The organism is Sphingomonas yabuuchiae, from assembly GCF_001477495.1.
GTDB classification, from domain to species: Bacteria; Pseudomonadota; Alphaproteobacteria; order Sphingomonadales; family Sphingomonadaceae; genus Sphingomonas; species Sphingomonas yabuuchiae_A.
Genome location: NZ_LDTF01000063.1, coordinates 18,628 through 36,882, shown reverse-complemented (window position 1 = coordinate 36,882; position 18,255 = coordinate 18,628). Strand labels below are relative to the sequence as shown.

At 67.5% G+C, this 18,255-nt stretch carries 17 protein-coding genes and 3 tRNA genes; 14 read left to right on the top strand and 6 right to left on the bottom strand.

What is annotated here, in order from left to right:
• Window positions 1-81: 81 nt before the first annotated feature.
• Window positions 82-843 carry an alpha/beta fold hydrolase gene (locus tag NS355_RS11805; protein WP_058745892.1) on the top strand — a complete coding sequence of 254 codons (762 nt, stop codon included), beginning with the start codon at window positions 82-84 and terminating at the stop codon, window positions 841-843.
• 76 nt (window positions 844-919) lie between these two features.
• Window positions 920-2,758, top strand: coding sequence for a M2 family metallopeptidase (locus NS355_RS11800; RefSeq protein WP_058745891.1), 1,839 nt, complete (start codon window positions 920-922; stop codon window positions 2,756-2,758).
• A gap of 398 nt (window positions 2,759-3,156) precedes the next feature.
• Here NS355_RS11800 and rlmB read toward each other — a convergent pair whose 3' ends face one another.
• Window positions 3,157-3,900 (bottom strand): 23S rRNA (guanosine(2251)-2'-O)-methyltransferase RlmB, encoded by a 744-nt coding sequence (gene rlmB / locus NS355_RS11795; protein WP_058745890.1) that lies wholly within the window; start codon window positions 3,898-3,900, stop codon window positions 3,157-3,159.
• Window positions 3,900-5,510, bottom strand: coding sequence for a M20/M25/M40 family metallo-hydrolase (locus NS355_RS11790; protein WP_058745925.1), 1,611 nt, complete (start codon window positions 5,508-5,510; stop codon window positions 3,900-3,902). The genes rlmB and NS355_RS11790 overlap by 1 nt, the downstream gene beginning before the upstream one ends.
• A 170-nt stretch (window positions 5,511-5,680) precedes the next feature.
• On the opposite strand from NS355_RS11790, the gene NS355_RS11785 reads away from it, so the two are divergent.
• From NS355_RS11785 to NS355_RS11765, 5 genes are all read left to right on the top strand, one after another.
• A tRNA-Tyr gene (locus NS355_RS11785) sits at window positions 5,681-5,766 on the top strand.
• Window positions 5,767-5,809: 43 nt separating this feature from the next.
• A tRNA-Gly gene (locus tag NS355_RS11780) sits at window positions 5,810-5,883 on the top strand.
• Window positions 5,884-5,998: 115 nt separating this feature from the next.
• Window positions 5,999-6,307 (top strand): polyhydroxyalkanoic acid system family protein, encoded by a 309-nt coding sequence (locus NS355_RS11775; protein WP_042484120.1) that lies wholly within the window; start codon window positions 5,999-6,001, stop codon window positions 6,305-6,307.
• A gap of 363 nt (window positions 6,308-6,670) precedes the next feature.
• Window positions 6,671-8,017: a TldD/PmbA family protein gene (locus NS355_RS11770; protein ID WP_058745889.1), complete on the top strand. Its 1,347-nt coding sequence runs from the start codon at window positions 6,671-6,673 to the stop codon at window positions 8,015-8,017.
• A complete protein-coding gene (locus NS355_RS11765; RefSeq protein WP_058745888.1) occupies window positions 8,004-8,810 on the top strand; it encodes a 3'(2'),5'-bisphosphate nucleotidase CysQ in 807 nt (268 codons plus the stop codon). Before NS355_RS11770 ends, NS355_RS11765 begins: the two co-directional genes overlap by 14 nt.
• Here NS355_RS11765 and NS355_RS11760 read toward each other — a convergent pair.
• Together NS355_RS11760 and NS355_RS11755 are read right to left on the bottom strand one after the other, a co-directional pair.
• Window positions 8,800-9,501: an NAD-dependent deacylase gene (locus NS355_RS11760; RefSeq protein WP_058745924.1), complete on the bottom strand. Its 702-nt coding sequence runs from the start codon at window positions 9,499-9,501 to the stop codon at window positions 8,800-8,802. The genes NS355_RS11765 and NS355_RS11760 overlap by 11 nt on opposite strands.
• A gap of 32 nt (window positions 9,502-9,533) precedes the next feature.
• The gene (locus NS355_RS11755; RefSeq protein ID WP_058745887.1) at window positions 9,534-9,845 is read right to left on the bottom strand and encodes a hypothetical protein; all 312 of its coding nucleotides are present in this window, start codon (window positions 9,843-9,845) and stop codon (window positions 9,534-9,536) included.
• A 404-nt stretch (window positions 9,846-10,249) separates the two neighbouring features.
• Between NS355_RS11755 and dapB the strand changes: the two genes are divergently transcribed.
• The 3 genes from dapB (at window position 10,250) to NS355_RS11740 (ending at window position 11,775) form a co-directional block, all read left to right on the top strand.
• Complete coding sequence (gene dapB, locus NS355_RS11750; RefSeq protein WP_058745886.1) at window positions 10,250-10,978, top strand: 4-hydroxy-tetrahydrodipicolinate reductase; 729 nt, start codon at window positions 10,250-10,252, stop codon at window positions 10,976-10,978.
• 5 nt (window positions 10,979-10,983) lie between these two features.
• Window positions 10,984-11,652 carry an endonuclease III gene (nth, locus tag NS355_RS11745; protein ID WP_058745885.1) on the top strand — a complete coding sequence of 223 codons (669 nt, stop codon included), beginning with the start codon at window positions 10,984-10,986 and terminating at the stop codon, window positions 11,650-11,652.
• Between the two features lie 46 nt (window positions 11,653-11,698).
• Window positions 11,699-11,775: transfer RNA gene (locus NS355_RS11740), tRNA-Arg, on the top strand.
• Window positions 11,776-11,802: 27 nt separating this feature from the next.
• Here the strand turns inward: NS355_RS11740 and NS355_RS19420 are convergent.
• Window positions 11,803-11,925: a hypothetical protein gene (locus NS355_RS19420; RefSeq protein ID WP_275934725.1), complete on the bottom strand. Its 123-nt coding sequence runs from the start codon at window positions 11,923-11,925 to the stop codon at window positions 11,803-11,805.
• Between the two features lie 35 nt (window positions 11,926-11,960).
• Window positions 11,961-12,476: a DUF4142 domain-containing protein gene (locus NS355_RS11735; RefSeq protein WP_058745884.1), complete on the bottom strand. Its 516-nt coding sequence runs from the start codon at window positions 12,474-12,476 to the stop codon at window positions 11,961-11,963.
• 175 nt (window positions 12,477-12,651) lie between these two features.
• Between NS355_RS11735 and ptsP the strand changes: the two genes are divergently transcribed.
• From ptsP to tilS, 4 genes are all read left to right on the top strand, one after another.
• Window positions 12,652-14,925, top strand: a complete 2,274-nt coding sequence (gene ptsP / locus NS355_RS11730) for a phosphoenolpyruvate--protein phosphotransferase (protein ID WP_058745923.1) — start codon at window positions 12,652-12,654, stop codon at window positions 14,923-14,925.
• 70 nt (window positions 14,926-14,995) lie between these two features.
• On the top strand, window positions 14,996-15,967 hold the full coding sequence (locus tag NS355_RS11725; RefSeq protein WP_153008202.1) for a helix-turn-helix domain-containing protein: 972 nt from the start codon (window positions 14,996-14,998) through the stop codon (window positions 15,965-15,967).
• 88 nt (window positions 15,968-16,055) lie between these two features.
• Window positions 16,056-16,991: a tetratricopeptide repeat protein gene (locus NS355_RS11720; RefSeq protein WP_058745882.1), complete on the top strand. Its 936-nt coding sequence runs from the start codon at window positions 16,056-16,058 to the stop codon at window positions 16,989-16,991.
• A 154-nt stretch (window positions 16,992-17,145) separates the two neighbouring features.
• Window positions 17,146-18,138, top strand: a complete 993-nt coding sequence (tilS, locus tag NS355_RS11715) for a tRNA lysidine(34) synthetase TilS (protein WP_058745881.1) — start codon at window positions 17,146-17,148, stop codon at window positions 18,136-18,138.
• The last annotated feature ends 117 nt before the right edge of the window (window positions 18,139-18,255 follow it).

Below are 18,255 nucleotides of genomic sequence, written 5' to 3'. Positions count from 1 at the left end.
CTTGGCCGGATGAGAGTTCCACATCCCGGGCGATCCGTATTAGGAGACGCTGCTACAGCTTGCCTTCTGGAGACCGAACCCTTGGCCGACACCGCCCCCGAAACCCGCTTCTTCGACAGCTTCGACGGCACCCCGATCGCGTGGCGTGAAATGGGGGAGGGGCGCGCCCTGGTGCTGATCCATGGCTATTTCTCCGATGCCTATACCAACTGGATCCGCTACGGCCATGCCGCCGCCATCGCGGCCAAGGGCTACCGCGTCATCATGCCCGACCTGCGCGCGCATGGGGAAAGCGGCAAGCCGCACGACCCCGCCGCCTACCCCAAGGACGCGCTGACCCGCGACGGCCATGCGCTGGTCGAGCATCTGGGGCTGACCGATTACGATCTCGGCGGCTATTCGCTGGGCGCGCGGACGGTCAGCCGGATGCTGGCGACGGGGGCGGAGCCGGGCAAGGCGATCTTTGCGGGCATGGGGCTGGAGGGACTGCTCCACACCGACCGCCGGGTCGCGCATTTCACCAATATCCTGACCCGGCTGGGCGAACATCAGCGCGGCACCCCCGAATGGATGGCCGAGGCGTTCCTGAAGACCACCGGCGGCGATCCGGTGGCGCTGCTCCACATCCTGCAGACCTTTGCCGACACGCCGCTCTCGGCGATTGAGGGTTTCGACCTGCCGACGCTGGTCGTGGCGGGCGTCGACGACTTCGACAATGGCGCAGCCGTCGAGCTGGCCGAGGCCTTGCCGCGTGGCCGCTATGTCGAGATTCCGGGCAACCATATGGCCTCGGTGACCAAGCCTGAGCTGGGCGCGGCGATCGCGCAATTCCTCACCGCTTGACGGCGGCGGCCAAAGCCGCGCAACTGCGCGCCATCCGCCCCGTTTCGAGGGCGTTTCAGAACGTTAGGGGGATAGCATGATCCGTTCCGCCGTTTCCGGCACCGTACTCGCCTTTGTATTGGCCGGTGCCGCACAGGCCCAGACTGCCGCGCCTGCTACGCCGGCGACCCAGCCGCCCGCGACCGTCGCCGGGGCGGATGCCTTCGTGGCCGAGGCCGAGAAGACGCTGGCCGAAAAATCGGTCGGGGCGCAGCAGGTGGCCTGGGTCAATGCGACCTATATCACCGACGATACCGATGCGCTCGCCGCCGCGTCGGGCGCGGAGATGACCGATCTCGCCGTCCGCTACGGCTTGGGGGCGGCCCGCTATCAGGCATTGCCGGGCCTGTCCTATGACACCAAGCGCAAACTCGACCTGTTGCGCGGCGGGATCACCTTGCCCGCGCCGACCACGCCGGGAGCCTCGGCGCAGCTGTCGATGCTGACCACGCGCATGTCCTCCTCCTATGGCAAGGGCAAGGGCGTGCTGAACGGCCAGCCGATGAACGGATCGGATATCGAGGCCGCCATGGGCAGCGAGCGCGATCCCGCCCGCTTGAAGGAGATGTGGGTCAGCTGGCATGACAATGTCGGCGCGCCGATGCGGGCGGATTATGCCCAGATGACCGCGCTGGCCAACCAGGGCGCCAAGGAACTGGGTTATGTCGATGCCGGATCGCTGTGGCGCTCGGGCTATGACATGTCGCCGGAGCAGTTCGCGCAGGTCACCGACCGTATCTGGGGCGAGCTGGAGCCGCTGTACAAGGCGCTCCACACTTATGTCCGCTGGAAGCTGAACGAAAAATATGGCGACGCGGTGCAGGCCAGGACCGGCCCGATCCGTGCCGACCTGCTCGGCAATATGTGGGCGCAGGAATGGGGCAATATCTATGACCTGGTCGCACCCAAGGGGGCGGGCGATGTCGGATACGACACCGGCGACTTGCTGAAGGCCAAGGGGTATGACCCGATCAAGATGGTGAAGGCGGGCGAGGGCTTCTACTCCTCGCTGGGCTTCGCGCCCCTGCCGCAGACCTTCTGGCAACGCTCGCAGATCGTGAAGCCCGCCGACCGCGAAGTAATCTGCCACGCCTCGGCCTGGGATATCGACAACAAGGACGATATCCGGATCAAGATGTGCACGAAGGTCAATGCCGACGACTTCGTGACCATCCATCACGAGCTGGGGCATAACTATTACCAGCGCGCGTACAAGGATCAGCCCTTCCTCTACAAGAACGGCGCGAATGACGGCTTCCACGAAGCGATCGGCGACACCGTCGCGCTGTCGATCACGCCCGATTATCTGGTGAAGATCGGCCTGCTCGACCCTGCCAAGGTGCCGAGCGCCGACAAGGATATCGGTCTGTTGCTGCGTCAGGCGATGGACAAGGTGGCGTTCCTGCCCTTCGGCCTGCTGATCGACAAGTGGCGTTGGGGCGTGTTCTCCGGCCAGATTCCGGCCAGCCAGTATCAGGCGGGCTGGGACGCGCTGCGCCTGAAATATCAGGGCGTGGTGCCGCCGGTCTCGCGTGACGAGACGAAGTTCGATCCGGGTGCGAAGTACCACATTCCGGCGGGCGTGCCCTATGCGCGCTATTTCCTGGCGCGGGTGCTGCAATTCCAGTTCTACAAGGCGGCGTGCCAGCAGGCCGGGTGGAAGGGGCCGCTCTACCGCTGCTCCTTCTATGGCAACAAGGAGGTCGGCAAGAAGCTGAACGCGATGCTGGCCATGGGCCAGTCCAAGCCCTGGCCGGACGCGCTTCAGGTGTTCACCGGCAGCCGCGAGATGTCGGGCAAGGCGCTGGTCGAATATTTCGCCCCGCTGAAAGTCTGGCTGGACCAGCAGAACAAGGGCAAGCCGCAGGGTTGGTGAGGCCGGGGAGGGGGCGCCCCTCCACCACTCGCTTTCGCGAGCGGTCCCCCTCCCCATCGGAGATGGGGAGGATTGATCGTGGGCTACCGCCATTCCTCCCCAAGCCGTGCTTGGGGAGGGGGACCGCCGCGAAGCGGTGGTGGAGGGGCAATTGAACCAACCTCCGTTCAGGCTGAGCGAAGTCGAGGCCTACGCTGGAAATGTGCCAAGAGCACATGCCTTCCCGTAGCCTTCGACTTCGCTCAGGCTGAACGGAGGAGGGGAATGGTGGCCACGCGTAACAACAGCCGTTCACGCTGACGCACGCCGGGACCTGCGCCACGGACACACTCTCTGCGCCCTCCGCGCCTCTGCGCGCAAAAAAAAGGCGGCAGGGTCCACCCCCGCCGCCCGGAAAATCACCGCGCCGCCACTGCGTACAGCGCGATCGCCGCCGCGTTGGAGACGTTCAGACTCTCCACCTTCGGGCTGATCGGCAGCTTGGCGAGTTCGTCGCAATGCGCCTCGGTATTCTGGCGCATGCCTTCGCCCTCGGCGCCCAGCACGATGCAGATGCGCTGCGTACCCATCGCCTGGGCCAGCGTCTGGTTCGCATGGCCGGTCAGGCCGATGCGCCAGAAGCCCGCTTCCGCGATCTCCTCCAGCGCGCGCGCCAGGTTCACCACGCGCACCCACGGCACCGTTTCCAGCGCGCCGCTGGCCGAGCGGGCGACCGTGCCCGATTCGGGCGGCGCATGGCGGTCCTGGGTCACGATGCCCACCGCGTCGAAGGCGGCGGCCGACCGCAGGATCGCGCCGACATTGTGCGGGTCGGTCACCTGGTCCAGCACCACCAGCGGCCGCTGGTTATCCTGTGCCTCATGCAGCAGGTCGCCCAGCCAGATATCCTCCAGCGGATCGACCTCGGCCACCAGCCCCTGGTGCGGCGCGTCGGCGGGGACCAGACGGCCCAGATCGGCGACATCGGCAAAGGTGACCGGCAGGACCGGCGGCAGGTTGAGCGCGGCCAGCGCCTCGCGCGTGCCCCAAATCTTGCGCACCGTCCGGTTCGGGTTGGCGAGCGCCGCCGTCACCGCATGCCGTCCCCAGAAGCGGGGGCGGTTGGATGAAGCCTGGCTGGGGCGATGTCCTCGGCGTGCCATCAGTCGTCGTTGTCCGTGTAGTCAAAGGGCTTGGTCGTCGCCGGTTGCGTCGGCACCGGCGGGCGCGGCAATGCCTTGTCCGCATTCGCCGCCGCGAGCAAGACCCCGGCGAGCACGACCGAGGCCTGGCGCATATCGTCGGCCTTCAGATGATCGAAGGTATCGGCCGAGCTGTGATGCGTGCGGCTGCCATAATCCAGCGGATCCTGGATGAACTGGAAGCCCTGCACGCCGACCGCCTGCATGAAGACATGGTCGGTGCCGCCCGTTGTCCGCTGCACGACGTTACCCGCGCCCAGCGACGCATAGGGCGACAGCCATTCCTTCAGCATCGGCACCGCCGCCGGGTTGTTCTCGGCATAGATCCCGCGCAGCTTGCCCGAGCCATTGTCGATGTTGAAATAGGCCGCCAGGTCGCCGTAACCCGGCTTCGGCGTGATCGGCCAGCGATTGGTCCAGCCATAATAACGCTTCAGGCCCGATTGCGGCGCGTCGTCGGGGCGACCGCGCGACGCCAGATGCTGCTCGACATAGGCCATGGAGCCCAGGATGCCCTGCTCCTCGCCCGACCAGAGCGCGAAGCGGATAGTGCGCTTGGGACGCTGGCCGGTGGCGGCCAGGATACGCGCGGCCTCCATGATCATCGCGCTGCCCGCCGCATTGTCGGAGGCGCCGTCGCCCGCGACCCAGCTGTCGAGATGCGCGCCCGCCATCACATAACCCGCCTTGGGGTCGGTGCCCGGGATTTCGGCGATGATGTTGTAGGCGTTGACGTCGCTGTCGTCGTAGCGGACGTCGCTCAGCACCTCGATCGTCGGCGCGGGGCCGGTCCTGGTCAGGCGCGCGAGCCGGCGATAATCCTCTGCGGCCAGCTCGATGCCGGGGACGGCGGGCGTCTCGCCACGCCCGAACAGATAGCCCTCGCCGTGGACCAGCTTGCCGTCGCGGTAGCTCTGGGTGACGTACGCCACCGCGCCCTCGGCCTTCAGGAAGGCGTCGAGCTTCTGCGCGAAGTCCAGCCGCTTCAACCGCCGGTCGGCGCTTTCCGGATCATGCTCGGGCTGTACATAGACGTCGAGCTTCGAGATGTCCTCGCCGGTCAGACGGCGGAAGGGGGCGCTGGTCTGCTCGTCGCCGGTGCCGGGCATCGACACCATGACGATCTTGCCGCGCAACTGGCCGCGCCATTTGTCGAAGTCGCGCTCGCGCTTCATCGGCGCGACGATGACGGGGGCGGTCACCGCGCCGTTGGTGCCGGGCGTCCAGGCGATGGGGATGGCGGTCAGCTGCAGCGGGCGGGGCGATACCATGCGCACGCTGGCCCGCTCGATCGACCAGCCGCGCCCGAAGGCGAAGCCTTCCTTGTGGACGTTCTTCAGCCCCCATTTCGCGAACTGCTCGGCGGTCCAGCCTTCGGCGGTGCGCATCGCCGGGCTATTGGTCATGCGCGGCCCGATCACGTCGGTCAGATGCTGCACGGTCTGCATGACCTGGCTGTGGTTCATACCCTCGTCGATCAGCCGGTTGGCGGCATTTCGGTCCTGCGCGTCCGCCATCGCGACAGGCAACAACGCGGCCGCCGCGACCGCGGCGAGCAAGGATGGGCGCATCATGATATTTTCCCCCGGTGTCTTCCTGAATGGGTCAAAGGCTATGTCCCGATTGCGCGACATGCAAGCAACCCGATCAGGCATGGCTGACGAAAATCGTACAAATCGGCGTTGACAGGCCGCGCGAGCTTCGGCATTGGGCGCGCCTCGCTCCGATGGAGTGACACCCCGGAAGGGTGGCCGAGTGGTTAAAGGCAGCAGACTGTAAATCTGCCCGCGTGAGCGTACACTGGTTCGAATCCAGTCCCTTCCACCATCCCCGCCAATCGGCTAGGGTCGATCAGCGGCGCTGGACTTGAGCGGGTATAGCACAATGGTAGTGCAGCAGCCTTCCAAGCTGAATACACGGGTTCGATTCCCGTTACCCGCTCCAACTTCCGACATATTCGGAATGTGCGAGTGATATAATATTTCGTCGCACGCTCTTGACCCCCATGGCAATCCCGGTCACTCGAACCTCATTCCCGAATGAGAAAGAGTTTCTACTGATGGCATCGGTCAATTTCGACATCCCCCACTCTCTGGGTCATGCCGAAGCGCGGCGCCGGATCGAGCAGGGGCTCCCCAAGCTGGAAGCGAAAATTCCCGGTGGCGGCCAGGTGTCGTCGGAATGGCCCGCCGAGGATCGCCTGATCCTGACCATCATCGCCATGGGCCAGACGGTGAAGGCGGATATGGAGATCGCCGACACGGCGCTTCGCGGCACGGTGGCGATCCCGATGATGCTGTCGATGATGGCGGGGCCGATCGGCGAATTCGTGAAGACCAGCGCCGAAAAGATGCTGAGCAAGGCGTAAGCCCGCTCGACTGGGCCTATGGCTGATCGCGACGGGGTAAATGCCGTGTCGCGACCCCGACGAGCACGGCCGTCGACAACAGAATCGAAGAGACGAGCCCGCCGACCGCCAGCAATCCGCCACTGGTGAGGTGCAGCTTCAGCCGCATGTCGACCGCGCGCCCGACGGACAGGCGCAGCGTTCCCCTCTGGTAAACGGGGCGTCGATGGGGCGGCGGCGGGGACATGGCGGATCAACGTCCCGATCGCCCGACGGTTCAGCGAAGGTCGGCGATCGGCCGAAGCGAAGGCGGGGGCGCGGAACTCGCCACGGCGATGCGACAAACACTGGCATCCCCGACCAAGCGTCCTTAAGTCCTGACCCATGCTGACCCCCGAACAGGCCCGCGACCGGGCCGCCGACATCGTTGCCCGTGCCCGCGCCGCCGGAGCCGACGCCGCCGACGCGGTCTTTGCCGCCGACGCCGCGCTGGAAGTTTCGGTGCGCCTGGGCGCATTGGAGGATGTCGGCCGGTCGGAGAGCGAGGAACTGGGGCTGCGCGTCTTTGTCGGGCGGCGCTCGGCCAGCGTCTCGACCTCGGACCTGTCGGGCGATGCGATGACCCTCGCCGTCGAGCGCGCCGTCGCCATGGCGCGGGAAGCGCCGGAGGACCGCTGGGCCGGACTGGCACCCGAAGAGCGGCTGATGCACGGTGCTCCGCCAATGCTCGACCTGGACGATGGCGGCGAGGTCGCGCCCGAGGCGTTGCGTGCCGCCGCGCTGGAGGCGGAGGAAGCGGCCCGTGCCGTAGCGGGCGTGACCAATTCGGAAGGGGCGGGGGCGTCGGCCTCGCGGGTCGTCTCGGCGCTGGCGACCAGCCATGGCTTCGCGGCGGGCTATGCCGCCACCGGCTACGGCGTGTCGGTCAGCGTGGTGGCGGGCGAGGGTGCGAACATGCAGCGCGACTATGCCCATCATGGCGCGCGCCTGCGCCGCCTGCTCGAAAGCCCCGAGGCGATCGGCATCCGTGCGGGCGAGCGGACCGTGGCGCGGCTCAACCCGGCCAAGCTGGCGAGCGGCGCGATGCCGGTCGTCTATGACCCGCGCGTCGGATCGTCGTTGGTCGGTCATCTCGTCTCGGCGATCGCGGGGGCGGCGATCACGCGGCGAACCAGCTTCCTGCTCGACTGTCTGGGCGAGCGGGTGATGGCGGCGGGCATCCGGATCGAGGACGATCCCCATCGCCCGCACGGCCTGCGCTCGCGCCCCTTCGATGGCGAAGGGCTGGCGGTGTCGCCGACCGCCATCGTCGAGGACGGGGTGCTGGAAACCTGGCTGCTCGACTCCGCCTCGGCCCGGCAGCTGGGGCTGGAGCCGACCGGCCATGCCGCACGTGGCACAGGCGGCGGGCCGGGCGTGTCGACCAGCAACCTGTTCATGGCGCCGGGCCGCGTACCGGTGGACACGCTGATCGCCGACATCGCCGACGGCGTCTATGTCACGGAACTGATCGGTAGCGGCGTGAACCCCGTCACCGGGGACTATAGCCGGGGCGCGGCGGGCTTTCGGATCGTGAACGGGCGGATCGCCGAGCCGGTTGCGGAGTTCACCGTGGCAGGCAATCTGAAGGATATGTTCCTCGGCATGACCCCGGCCAACGATCTGGAATTCCGCTACGGCGTCAATGTGCCGACCCTGCGCATCGATGGAATGACGGTTGCCAGCAGCTGAGCTGATCCCGCCGGACCTTATCTCGGCCGTCGTGGCGGCGGCGCGTGAGGCGGCGGCGATGGCGCTCGCCCGCTGGCGCACCGATTTCCGGCAATGGGAAAAGACGCCGGGAAGCCCGGTGTGCGAGGTCGACCTGGATGTCGACCGGATGCTTTATGCCCGGCTCCACGCGCTGCTCCCCGACGCGGGCTGGCTGTCGGAGGAGACGGCGGACAAGCCCGACCGGCTGGCGGCGCGGCGGGTCTGGGTGGTCGACCCCATCGACGGCACCCGCGACTATATCCGGGGGCGCGAGGGCTGGGCGGTGTCGGTGGCGCTGGTCGAGGACGGTGTGCCGGTGATCGGCGTGCTGGCCGCGCCCGCGCGCGGCGAGCTGTGGCTCGCGCAGGCGGGGCATGGCGCGACCCGCAACGGCAGTGCGCTGAGCGCGGGCTATTGCCACCAGATGCCGGGCGCGCGCGTGCCCGTCGATGCGCTGCCCAAGGCGGACCGCGATCTGGTCGCGGTGTTCAAGCCCAATTCGATCGCTTTGCGCATCGCCATGGTCGCCGCCGACGAGGCCGATCTGGTCGCGACGCTGCGCTGGGGCAATGAGTGGGATATCGCCGCCGCCGCGCTGATCGCGTCCGAAGCGGGGGCAGGGGTCGCCGATGCACTGGGCCAGCCCCTGCTGTTCAACAAGCCCGATCCGCGCGCGTTCGGCGTGCTGGTGACCGCGCGTGGTCTTCTGGGCCCGGCGGTCGAGCGGCTGGCGCCGCGTGCCCGCGAGGTCATCGTGCCGGTCACCGGCTGAGCATCTCCTCCACCCATTGGGGTACCAGCTGGCTGGCGGGGCCCAGGCGGCTCTCGTCGAACCAGCCGCTGCCCTCCGACCGTTCGAGATTAAGCTCCAGCGTCGCCGCGCCGTAAGCGCTCGCCAGCCGAACGAACCCGGCTGCCGGATAGACCGCACCCGAGGTGCCGATCGACACGAATAGATCGGCCTGCGCCAACGCCGCCTCGATCCGGTCCATATGGTACGGGATCTCGCCGAAGAACACGATGTCGGGCCGCAGGCGCGGCGCGGCACAGGCGGGACAGGATGTGCCGGGCGGCAGGTCGTCCGCCCAGTCGAACCGCGCGCCGCACGCCGCACACAGCGCCTGCTTCAGTGCACCATGCATATGCAGCATCCGCTGCGCCCCCGCCCGCTCGTGCAGGTCGTCGACATTCTGCGTGACGATCAGCAACGCGCCCGGCCATTCCCGGTCCAGCCGCGCCAGCGCCGCGTGTGCTGCGTTGGGCTCGACGCTGGCCAACCCCGCCCGCCGCAGATCGTAGAACTGGTGGACAAGCTCAGGATCGGCGGCAAGCGCCTCGGGCGTGCAGACATCCTCGACCCGGTGTCCCTCCCACAGGCCGCCCGGTCCGCGAAAGGTGGCGATACCGGACTCGGCGGAGATACCCGCGCCGGTCAGGATGACGATGTTGTGGGTGGCGCGTATCTGCATCGGCCTTTCGCTTTGCTTCTTCCCGATCATTCTCGTGCTTCGCGTATCGCATCCAACTCTGCCAGCCTTACAGGATCGTCTGCTGCGAGTACCTCTTCAAGATAGAAGCTGTACGGGATGTCGCGCACCACCTGTTGGGCTTCACCGCTATAATCGGCGGCAATGACCGCAAACGCGTCGACCAGCTGACGGAGAAAACCTCGATCCAGTTCTTCGAGTTGGCCGGCAAGGCTTTCCATCATCTTCACGGCGATATCCGGATCGAGTTCATCGTCATCGGTAAGGTCGAGGAACACGACGTAATCGGCTATGATATGGGCAATCTGCATGGCGATCATGGCTTCACCACCTTTACGCGAATGTTGGTCACATTCATCTTCTTGAGCAATGTGGCCTTAACAGCCGCAACTGTCCCATTCCTGACATCATAAATTCCTTCGTTAATACCTCCGATGAATTCCGTGACGGGGTTCGGCTTGCGAGGTTGGGGGTTGTGGTGATCCAGAAGCAGGGACCTTACTGGACATCTCGCGTTTTCGACAGTCGATGAGTGGCAGTGGACGCTTTTCATCACGGACCATCGGCTCGGCAGCGGGTTTGGCAATAAAAAGTTATCCGACCCGCAGCGCCAATGATCGCCGATCCGTTCCGCCATGGCTAACCGTCGGTTTCCCTTCGCCCGGACCTGTGCCAAGGAACGCCGCATGACGATCTTCTACCGCTTCGCCACCGGAATCCCCGCATGACCGCCATCGGTATCTACGGCAGCGCCGGGCGCATGGGCCGGGCGATCGCGGACCTGATCGAGGGTGAGGGCGCAACGCTGGCGGGTGGCTGCGATTCGCGTGACGACCCGGACGCGCTGGCCAAGGCCGCCGATGTGCTGGTCGACTTCTCGATCGCAGGCGCGCTCGACGTGCATCTGGCGGCCGCACGGGCGGCGCGGACCCCCATCGTGATCGGCACCACCGGCCTTTCCCCTACGCAGCATGCTGCGATCGACGCCGCGGCGACCGAGATCGCGGTGCTCCAGACCGGCAACACCTCGCTCGGCATCACGCTGCTCGCCAATCTGGTGCGCGAGGCGGCGGCGCGGCTGGGCACCGACTGGGATATCGAGATCACCGAGATGCATCATCGGCACAAGGTCGACGCGCCGTCGGGCACCGCACTGCTGCTGGGCGAGGCGGCGGCGGCGGGGCGGGGGCATCCGCTGTCCGAGCTGCGCGTCGATGGCCGCGCCGGACTGGTCGGCGCGCGCACCGAGGGCACGATCGGCCTGGCGGCTTTGCGCGGCGGCTCGGTGATCGGCGACCATGAGGTGATCTTCGCGGGCGAGGGCGAGCGGGTGACGCTCGGCCATTTCGCGCAGGACCGCACCATCTTCGCGCGCGGCGCGGTGCGCGCGGCGCTGTGGCTCGCGGGGCAGGCGCCGGGCCGCTATCGCATGGGCGACGTGCTGGGGCTGTAAGCGCCATGAAGAAGGCGGACATCGTCGAATTCTATCACCGGCTGGCGGAGGCGAACCCGCATCCCGAGACCGAGCTGGAGTATCGCAATCCCTACACGCTGGTCGTCGCGGTCGCGCTGTCGGCGCAGGCGACCGATATCGGGGTGAACAAGGCGACGCGCGCCCTGTTCGCTGAGGTCGATACGCCGCAGAAGATGCTCGACCTGGGCGAGGAAGGGCTCAAAGCACACATCAAGACGATCGGCCTGTTCAACACCAAGGCCAAGAACGTCATCGCCCTGTCCCAAATGCTGGTCGACGACTATGGCGGCGAAGTGCCCGAGGATCGCGCGGCGCTGGAGCGGCTTCCCGGCGTCGGACGCAAGACCGCCAATGTCGTGCTGAACACCGCCTTCGGGCACGAGACCTTTGCGGTCGACACCCATATCTTCCGCGTGTGCAACCGTACCGGCCTGGCCAAGGGAAAAACCGTGCTGGCGGTCGAACTGAAGCTGGACAAGGCGACGCCCGCTCCGTTCCGGCTCCACGCGCATCACTGGCTGATCCTGCACGGCCGCTATATCTGCAAGGCCCGGCGGCCCGAATGCTGGCGCTGTCCGGTCGAGGATCTGTGCGCCTACCGTCCCAAGACGCCTGCCCCTGTCGCCAAGAGCGGAAAAGCGGCCGCCGCATAAAAAGGACTGGCGCAGGGTAGCGGGCGATGCTAACCGGCCAGCCCACGCACCCGTAGCTCAGCTGGATAGAGCGCTGCCCTCCGAAGGCAGAGGCCACAGGTTCGAATCCTGTCGGGTGCGCCATCCCCCCTATCTTCGACGCTTCATCCCTCACAGGTCTGCCTGTTGCAGGTCGAGGAATAGCGGCGTCGGTACGGCGGGCAGCGGTCCGGGCAGCAGCTTGACGAAGGGGCGTTCGCGCTGATCGGGACACCCCTCCGTCAGTCCGTGCACCTCGCAGGCCTTCTCCCTGCCCCGACGGTGCCGCCTCAGCGCGGCATCTGTTGCAGCATCTGGATATGCTGCTGGACGATGGGCACCGCGGCCTGCGCACTGGCTTTCAGCGCGGGGCGGTCGCCGTTCGCGGCGAAGCTCTGGTGCAGATCGAGCGCGGCCTGATGCGCGGGCAGTTGCTGGCCGATATACAGGCGGTCGAATGCGTCGGCCGAGGCGCGACGAAGCTCGCTGATCGAGGCTTCCGCTCCGCCGAGCCTGGGCGGGGTCGGGGGCAGGCCGTCCTGGCGGGCGGCGCGAACGGTGGCCGCGGTCGTCCGGGTGTGATGGTCGATCATCATCTGGGCGAATCGCCGGACATCGTCGTTGCGCGACCTTTGCAGCGCCAATTTGCTGGAGGTGATCTCGTACAGGTCACTCATGCCCGCCGCCTTCGCATAGGCGGTCGCCTGCGCCTTGGCAGCGGCCGGAGGCGGGGGTGGTGGAGTCTGTGCGGCGACCGGCGTGGCGGCTATCCCCCGGACCAGGGCGACGGATAGGATTTTAGGCATGATGCTCTCCCGTGACGAACCTGGGAGGCAACCGACCATATGGTCCGCTGTTCCCGTTAAACTATTGATTTGTAATGCAGATCAGCGTGTTGGTCTGAACGGTCGCCATCAAAAGGCACGCACGTGCAATATTAGCGCATGACACCGCCGCATTCCGTCTGTTAGCCCTATGTCCATGCCCGTTTCGGCCGCCGCATCCGCCCGCGAGATCCTCGTTCGTCTGCACGACGTCATGGCGTCGCGCACCCCCGCCCAGGCCAAGCTGAATCAGGTGGTCCAGATCATCGGTGAGGCGATCGGGAGCGAGGTCTGCTCGATCTACCTGCTGCGCGAAGGCGTGCTCGAACTGTTCGCGACGCGCGGTCTGGCCGAGGAGGCGGTCCACGTCACCAAGCTGGCGATGGGTGAGGGGCTGGTGGGCACGATCGCCGAGGATGTCGAGGTGCTGAACCTCGACGAAGCGGCCAGCCATCCCGACTTCGCCTATAAGCCCGAGACGGGCGAGGACCGTTTCCACAGCTTTGCGGGCGTGCCGATCATCCGGCGCGAGCGGGCGGTGGGCGTGCTGGCGGTCCAGCACAGCGAACCGCGCAAATATGCCGATGTCGAGATCGAGGCGCTGCAGACCGTCGCGATGGTCCTGTCCGAATTGATCGCCAATGCCGGGCTGATCGACGCGGCGGGGGCGGCGGGCACGCGGCCGCAGATGACCGCGACGATCCGGCTGTCGGGCCAGAAGCTGGTCGAGGGCATGGGCAGCGGCTTTGCCGTCTATCACCAGCCACGCATCGTCGTCGAACATACCGTCGCCGAGGACATCGATGCCGAACGTCGCCGCGTCTATGCCGCGTTCGACAAGATGCGCGAACAGATCGACCGCATGGCGCGCGAGGCCGAGTTCGGCGTCGCGGGCGAGCATGTCGAGGTCATCGAGACCTATAAGATGTTCGCCTATGACGAGGGGTGGGCGCGTCGCATCAACGAGGCGATCGACAGCGGCCTGACCGCCGAGGCGGCGATCGAGCGTGTGCAGCAGCGGACGCGCCAGCGGATGCGCCAGATCGACGATCCGCTGCTCGCCGACCGGATGCACGACCTGGAGGACCTGTCCAACCGGCTGCTGCGCATCGTGTCGGGCCAGATGGGCACGGCGGCACAGCTGGGCCTGCGCCAGGACACCATCCTGATCGCGCGCAACCTGGGCCCGGCCGAGCTGCTGGAATATGACCGGCGGCGGCTGAAGGGCGTGATCCTGGAGGAAGGGTCGCTGACCGCGCATGTCATCATCGTCGCGCGGGCGATGGGTGTGCCGGTGCTGGGCCGGGTCAGCGACGTGCGTCGCCAGATCGCGGACGGCGACCAGTTGCTGCTCGACGTGTCGGAGGGCAGCGTGCTCGTCCGGCCCTCGTCGGCGATGGAAGAGGCGTTCGACGCCAAGCTGGAGCTGCGGCAGAAGCGCCGTGCGGCCTTTGCGGCGCTGCGCGACGTGCCGCCGGTGACGAAGGACGGCCACCGTGTCACCCTGATGGTCAATGCGGGCCTTCGCGACGATGCCGCCGCGCTCGACACGACGGGGGCGGACGGGATCGGCCTGTTCCGCACCGAGTTCCAGTTCCTGGTGTCCGCCACCCTGCCTCAGCGCGAGCGGCAGCAGCGGCTCTACCGCGACGTGATGGAGGCGGCGGGCGACCGGCCGGTCGTGTTCCGCACCATCGATATCGGCGGGGACAAGGCGTTGCCCTATCTCAACACCGATCCGGGCGACGAGGAGAACCCGGCGATGGGCTGGCGCGCGCTGCGCCTAGCGCTGGAGCGCGATGGCCTGATGAAGGCGCAGGCGCGCGCGCTGATCGAGGCGGGGGCGGGGCGCACCCTGCACGTCATGTTCCCGATGGTGTCCGAGGCCTGGGAATTCGACGAGGCCAAGGCCCTGTTCGAGGCGCAGCGGGCCTGGCTGGGTTCGCGCGGGCGCCGCCTTCCGCTGGAGGTGCGCTATGGCGCGATGCTGGAAGTGCCCGCGCTCGCCGAACAGCTCGACCTGATCCTGCCGAACGTCGATTTCCTGTCGATCGGCACCAACGACCTGACCCAGTTCCTGTTCGCCGCCGACCGTGCGAACCCCAAGCTCGCCGAGCGCTATGACTGGCTGAGCCCCTCGATCCTGCGCTTCCTGCGCCGGGTGGTCGAGCCTGCGCGTGCGGCGGGGGTGCGGGTCGGCGTGTGCGGCGAGATGGGCGGGCGTCCGCTGGAGGCGATGGCGCTGATCGGGCTCGGCATCGACCGGCTGTCGATCACCCCGGCGGCGGTCGGTCCGGTCAAGGCGATGATCCGCTCGCTCGACCGGGACGCGATCACGGCCGAGATGGCCCGGCTGCTCGCCCATCCGGTGCGTGACATGCGTGGGGCGCTTGGTGCCTGGGCTGCGACGAACGGTGTGGAATTGGCCTGATCCAGGTCAGGTGTCCGCGTTGACTTGATCCCAGCCGTCTGAAAGAACGACCGCGATCATGGGGTGGGCCATGGTCGCTTCGGAGTTGAGAATGGACGAGGTCAATCCCGGCCACGATGCCGCACCGGCGGCACCTGCCCGCGCCGGTGACGTCCTGCGCACGGCGCGCGAGGCGCAGGGGCTATCGCTGGGCGATATCGGTGCGCGCACGCGCATCCCCAGCCGCCATCTCGCGGCGATCGAGGCATCCGATTATCAGAGCCTGCCGTCGGCCACCTATGCGGTCGGCTTCGCCAAGGCCTATGCCCGCGCGGTCGGTGCGGACGAGGTCGCGATCGCGCAGGCGGTGCGCGCCGATGTCGACAGGCTGGGCCGCCGCGTGACCGAATATGTGCCGCAGGACATCGCCGATCCGGCGCGCGTGCCGTCGCGCGGACTGGCAATCGTCGGGGTCGGCCTGGCGCTGGCGCTGCTCGTCATTGCGGGGCTGTGGTACGGAACCGATCTGTTCCGCCGCGACCGCACCGCGCAGGAGGTGCCCGCCGCGACCCCGCTGACCAATACCTCCGCGCCCGCCCCCACGCCGGCACCCAGCCCAACTCCGGTGACGACGGGCAAGGTCGTACTGACCGCCAATGGCGAGGTGTGGCTGCGCGTCTATGACGCCGACAATGTCACGCTGAAGATGGGCACGCTGAAGCCCGGCGAAAGCTATGAGGTGCCCGCCACCGCCAAGGGGCCGCTGCTGAATGTCGGTCGCCCCGACAAGCTGAGCGTGACGCTGGACGGCAAGCCGATCCCGCCGCTGGGTGACGGCTCGCGCGCGATCAAGGATGTGCGGCTCGATCCGCAGGCGATCGGTGCGCGGCTGTCGGGTGCTCCCGCACCGGCCGCCGTGCCGACGCCGACCGTGCTTGCCCCGCTGCGCGAACGGACGGAGCGTCGTTCGACGCGCAGCACGAGCGGCGAGACGGGCGGCAATGCCCTGACGGCACCTGCGCCGTCGCCTTCGCCGGCCGCCACGGCACCGGCGGATCTGTAAGAAGCGGAAATCTTCAGGCTGGAGACAGCCGGGGCAGGGCAGGGTGGCCCTGTCCCTTTCATAATCAGCCCACCGGGGGGTGAAACCGATGCGTAACCTGTTGCTGGCCGGGGTCGCGGCCGTGATGATCCTGCCGACCGCCGCCATCGCCCAATCCAATGTCGAGGGCCGGGTCGGCAAGCTGGAAAGCGAGATGCGCGCGGTCCAGCGCAAGGTCTTCCCGAACGGCGCGGGCGGCTATGTCCAGCCGGAGATCACCGCGCCGCAGACCCAGGCCCAGGCGCCGGGCGTTCCCGCCTCCAGCGCGCTGTCGGACCTGACCTCCCGGGTCACGTCGCTGGAGGAGCAGATGGCCGGACTGACCGGCCAGATCGAGCAGAACGGGTATCGCACCCGCCAGCTTCAGGATCAGTTCGACGCCTATAAGCGCGCGACCGAAGCACGGTTGAAGGCGCTGGAGTCCGGCCCCGCGCCGATCGCCCCGGCCGGGCAGAGCGCACCGCTCGACGCGACCGCGCCTGCCGCGGCCAGCGGATCGACGCGCCCGACCAAGACCCCGGCGGCACCCTCGGTCGTCACGGGCGATACTGCGACCTCGACCCCGGCGGCGGCGGTCGACAAACCCTCGACCGGCGATCCGGCGGAAGACGCCTATCTCTATGGCTATCGTCTGTGGCAGGCCAAGCGCTATCCGGAAGCGGAAGCCGCGCTGAAGAAGATGGTCGCCGACTATCCCAAGAGCCGCCGCGCCAGCTTTGCCCAGAACCTGCTGGGTCGCACCTATCTCGACTCCGGCAAGCCCAGCCTGGCGTCGATGGCCTTTTACGAGAATTACAAGAAATTCCCGGACGGCGAGCGCGCGCCCGACAGCCTGCTCTATCTGGGTCAGGCGCTGACCAAGCTCAACAAGGCGGCCGATGCCTGCAAGGTCTATGACGAGTTGAGCGACGTGTACGGCGCGAAGCTGTCCGCCGCGATGAAGAGCCAGATCGCCAGCGGGCGCAGCGCGGCGAAGTGTCAGTAATGTATAGTCCTCCCCTGCGAGGGGGGGACATCGTCTTGAACCAATGCGAGCCCTTCCCCTGCGAGGGGAGGAAAGCACAAAGCCACGAAACCTCTTGCACTGGTGCGGCGGAAGGGCCAGAGCGCGCGCATCCCTGACCAGTTTTGAGAGCATCATGGCCACCGATGCCACGGCCGACGATCAGATTGCGCGCTTCGTCGCCGATCTGACGCTTCTTCACGATCCCCATGCCGATGCGGCACCGCTGTTGCTGGCGGTGTCCGGCGGGCCCGACAGCATGGCGATGCTGACGCTGGCAGCGGCAGCCTTTCCCGGGCGGATCGCGGTCGCGACGGTCGACCATGGACTGCGGCCCGAGGCGGCGGACGAAGTGCGGATGGTGGCCGATCATTGCGCCAGATTGGGCGTGCCGCATCACGCCCTTTACCCCGAAACGCCGATCGCCGGGGCGAGCATCCAGTCCCAGGCACGCGAGGTCCGCTATGCCCTGCTTGCCGCACAGGCCCGCGCGATCGGGGCGGCGGCCATCCTGACGGCGCACCATGCCGACGATCAGGCCGAGACCTTCCTGATGCGCGCCGCGCGTGGGGCAGGGCTGTCGGGCCTGTCGGGCGTGCGGGCGCGGACGGTGATCGCCGATATGGCCGTGCTGCGCCCGCTGCTCGACTGGCGGCGTGCCGAGCTGCGCCGGATCGTGCGCCGTGCCGAGGCTCCGTTCGTCGACGATCCCGCCAATCACGACCCGCGCCACGACCGCACGCGCTTCCGGCAGTTGCTCGACGGCCATGAATGGCTGGGCGTCGCGCAGCTGGCCCGGGCGGCCGCGCAATTGGCTGAGGCGGATACCGACCTGCGCGCGACGGTCGACTGGCTCTGGCAGGACCGGGCGCAGATCGATGGCGACAATGTCCGCATCCAGGCGGCCGACCTGCCGCGCGAGCTGGGCCGCCGTCTGGCCCGCCGCGCGATTGGCACGGTCCGTGCCGCCGCCGGGATCGAAAGCCCGGCATGGAGCGAGGGCAGCAATATCGAAAAGCTGCTCGAATCGCTTTCGCAGGGCAGCCGCGCGACCCAGGCCGGCGTGATCGCCAGCGTTCGTTCCGGCGTCTGGCGCTTCCGCCCGGCCCCGCCGCGCAAGACGGGCTGACCCCATTCCTCCCAAGCATAGCTTGGGGAGGAATGCATCCACCGCGATCACATTGATCGGTCTTGTTCCATTGCCATTAACCTCGCCATGCCTATCTTGGCAGCGAAAGGTATCCGG

Coding starts and splice junctions, on each gene's coding strand:
- NS355_RS11800 (WP_058745891.1), top strand. CDS start 920: ATGATCCGTTCCGCCGTTTCCGGCACCGTACTCGCCTTTGTATTGGCC.
- ptsP (WP_058745923.1), top strand. CDS start 12,652: ATGCCCGTTTCGGCCGCCGCATCCGCCCGCGAGATCCTCGTTCGTCTG.
- NS355_RS11725 (WP_153008202.1), top strand. CDS start 14,996: ATGGTCGCTTCGGAGTTGAGAATGGACGAGGTCAATCCCGGCCACGAT.
- NS355_RS11775 (WP_042484120.1), top strand. CDS start 5,999: ATGGCATCGGTCAATTTCGACATCCCCCACTCTCTGGGTCATGCCGAA.
- rlmB (WP_058745890.1), bottom strand. CDS start 3,900: ATGGCACGCCGAGGACATCGCCCCAGCCAGGCTTCATCCAACCGCCCC.
- tilS (WP_058745881.1), top strand. CDS start 17,146: ATGGCCACCGATGCCACGGCCGACGATCAGATTGCGCGCTTCGTCGCC.
- NS355_RS11735 (WP_058745884.1), bottom strand. CDS start 12,476: ATGCCTAAAATCCTATCCGTCGCCCTGGTCCGGGGGATAGCCGCCACG.
- NS355_RS11755 (WP_058745887.1), bottom strand. CDS start 9,845: ATGATCGCCATGCAGATTGCCCATATCATAGCCGATTACGTCGTGTTC.
- NS355_RS11720 (WP_058745882.1), top strand. CDS start 16,056: ATGCGTAACCTGTTGCTGGCCGGGGTCGCGGCCGTGATGATCCTGCCG.
- NS355_RS11770 (WP_058745889.1), top strand. CDS start 6,671: ATGCTGACCCCCGAACAGGCCCGCGACCGGGCCGCCGACATCGTTGCC.
- NS355_RS11790 (WP_058745925.1), bottom strand. CDS start 5,510: ATGCGCCCATCCTTGCTCGCCGCGGTCGCGGCGGCCGCGTTGTTGCCT.
- nth (WP_058745885.1), top strand. CDS start 10,984: ATGAAGAAGGCGGACATCGTCGAATTCTATCACCGGCTGGCGGAGGCG.
- dapB (WP_058745886.1), top strand. CDS start 10,250: ATGACCGCCATCGGTATCTACGGCAGCGCCGGGCGCATGGGCCGGGCG.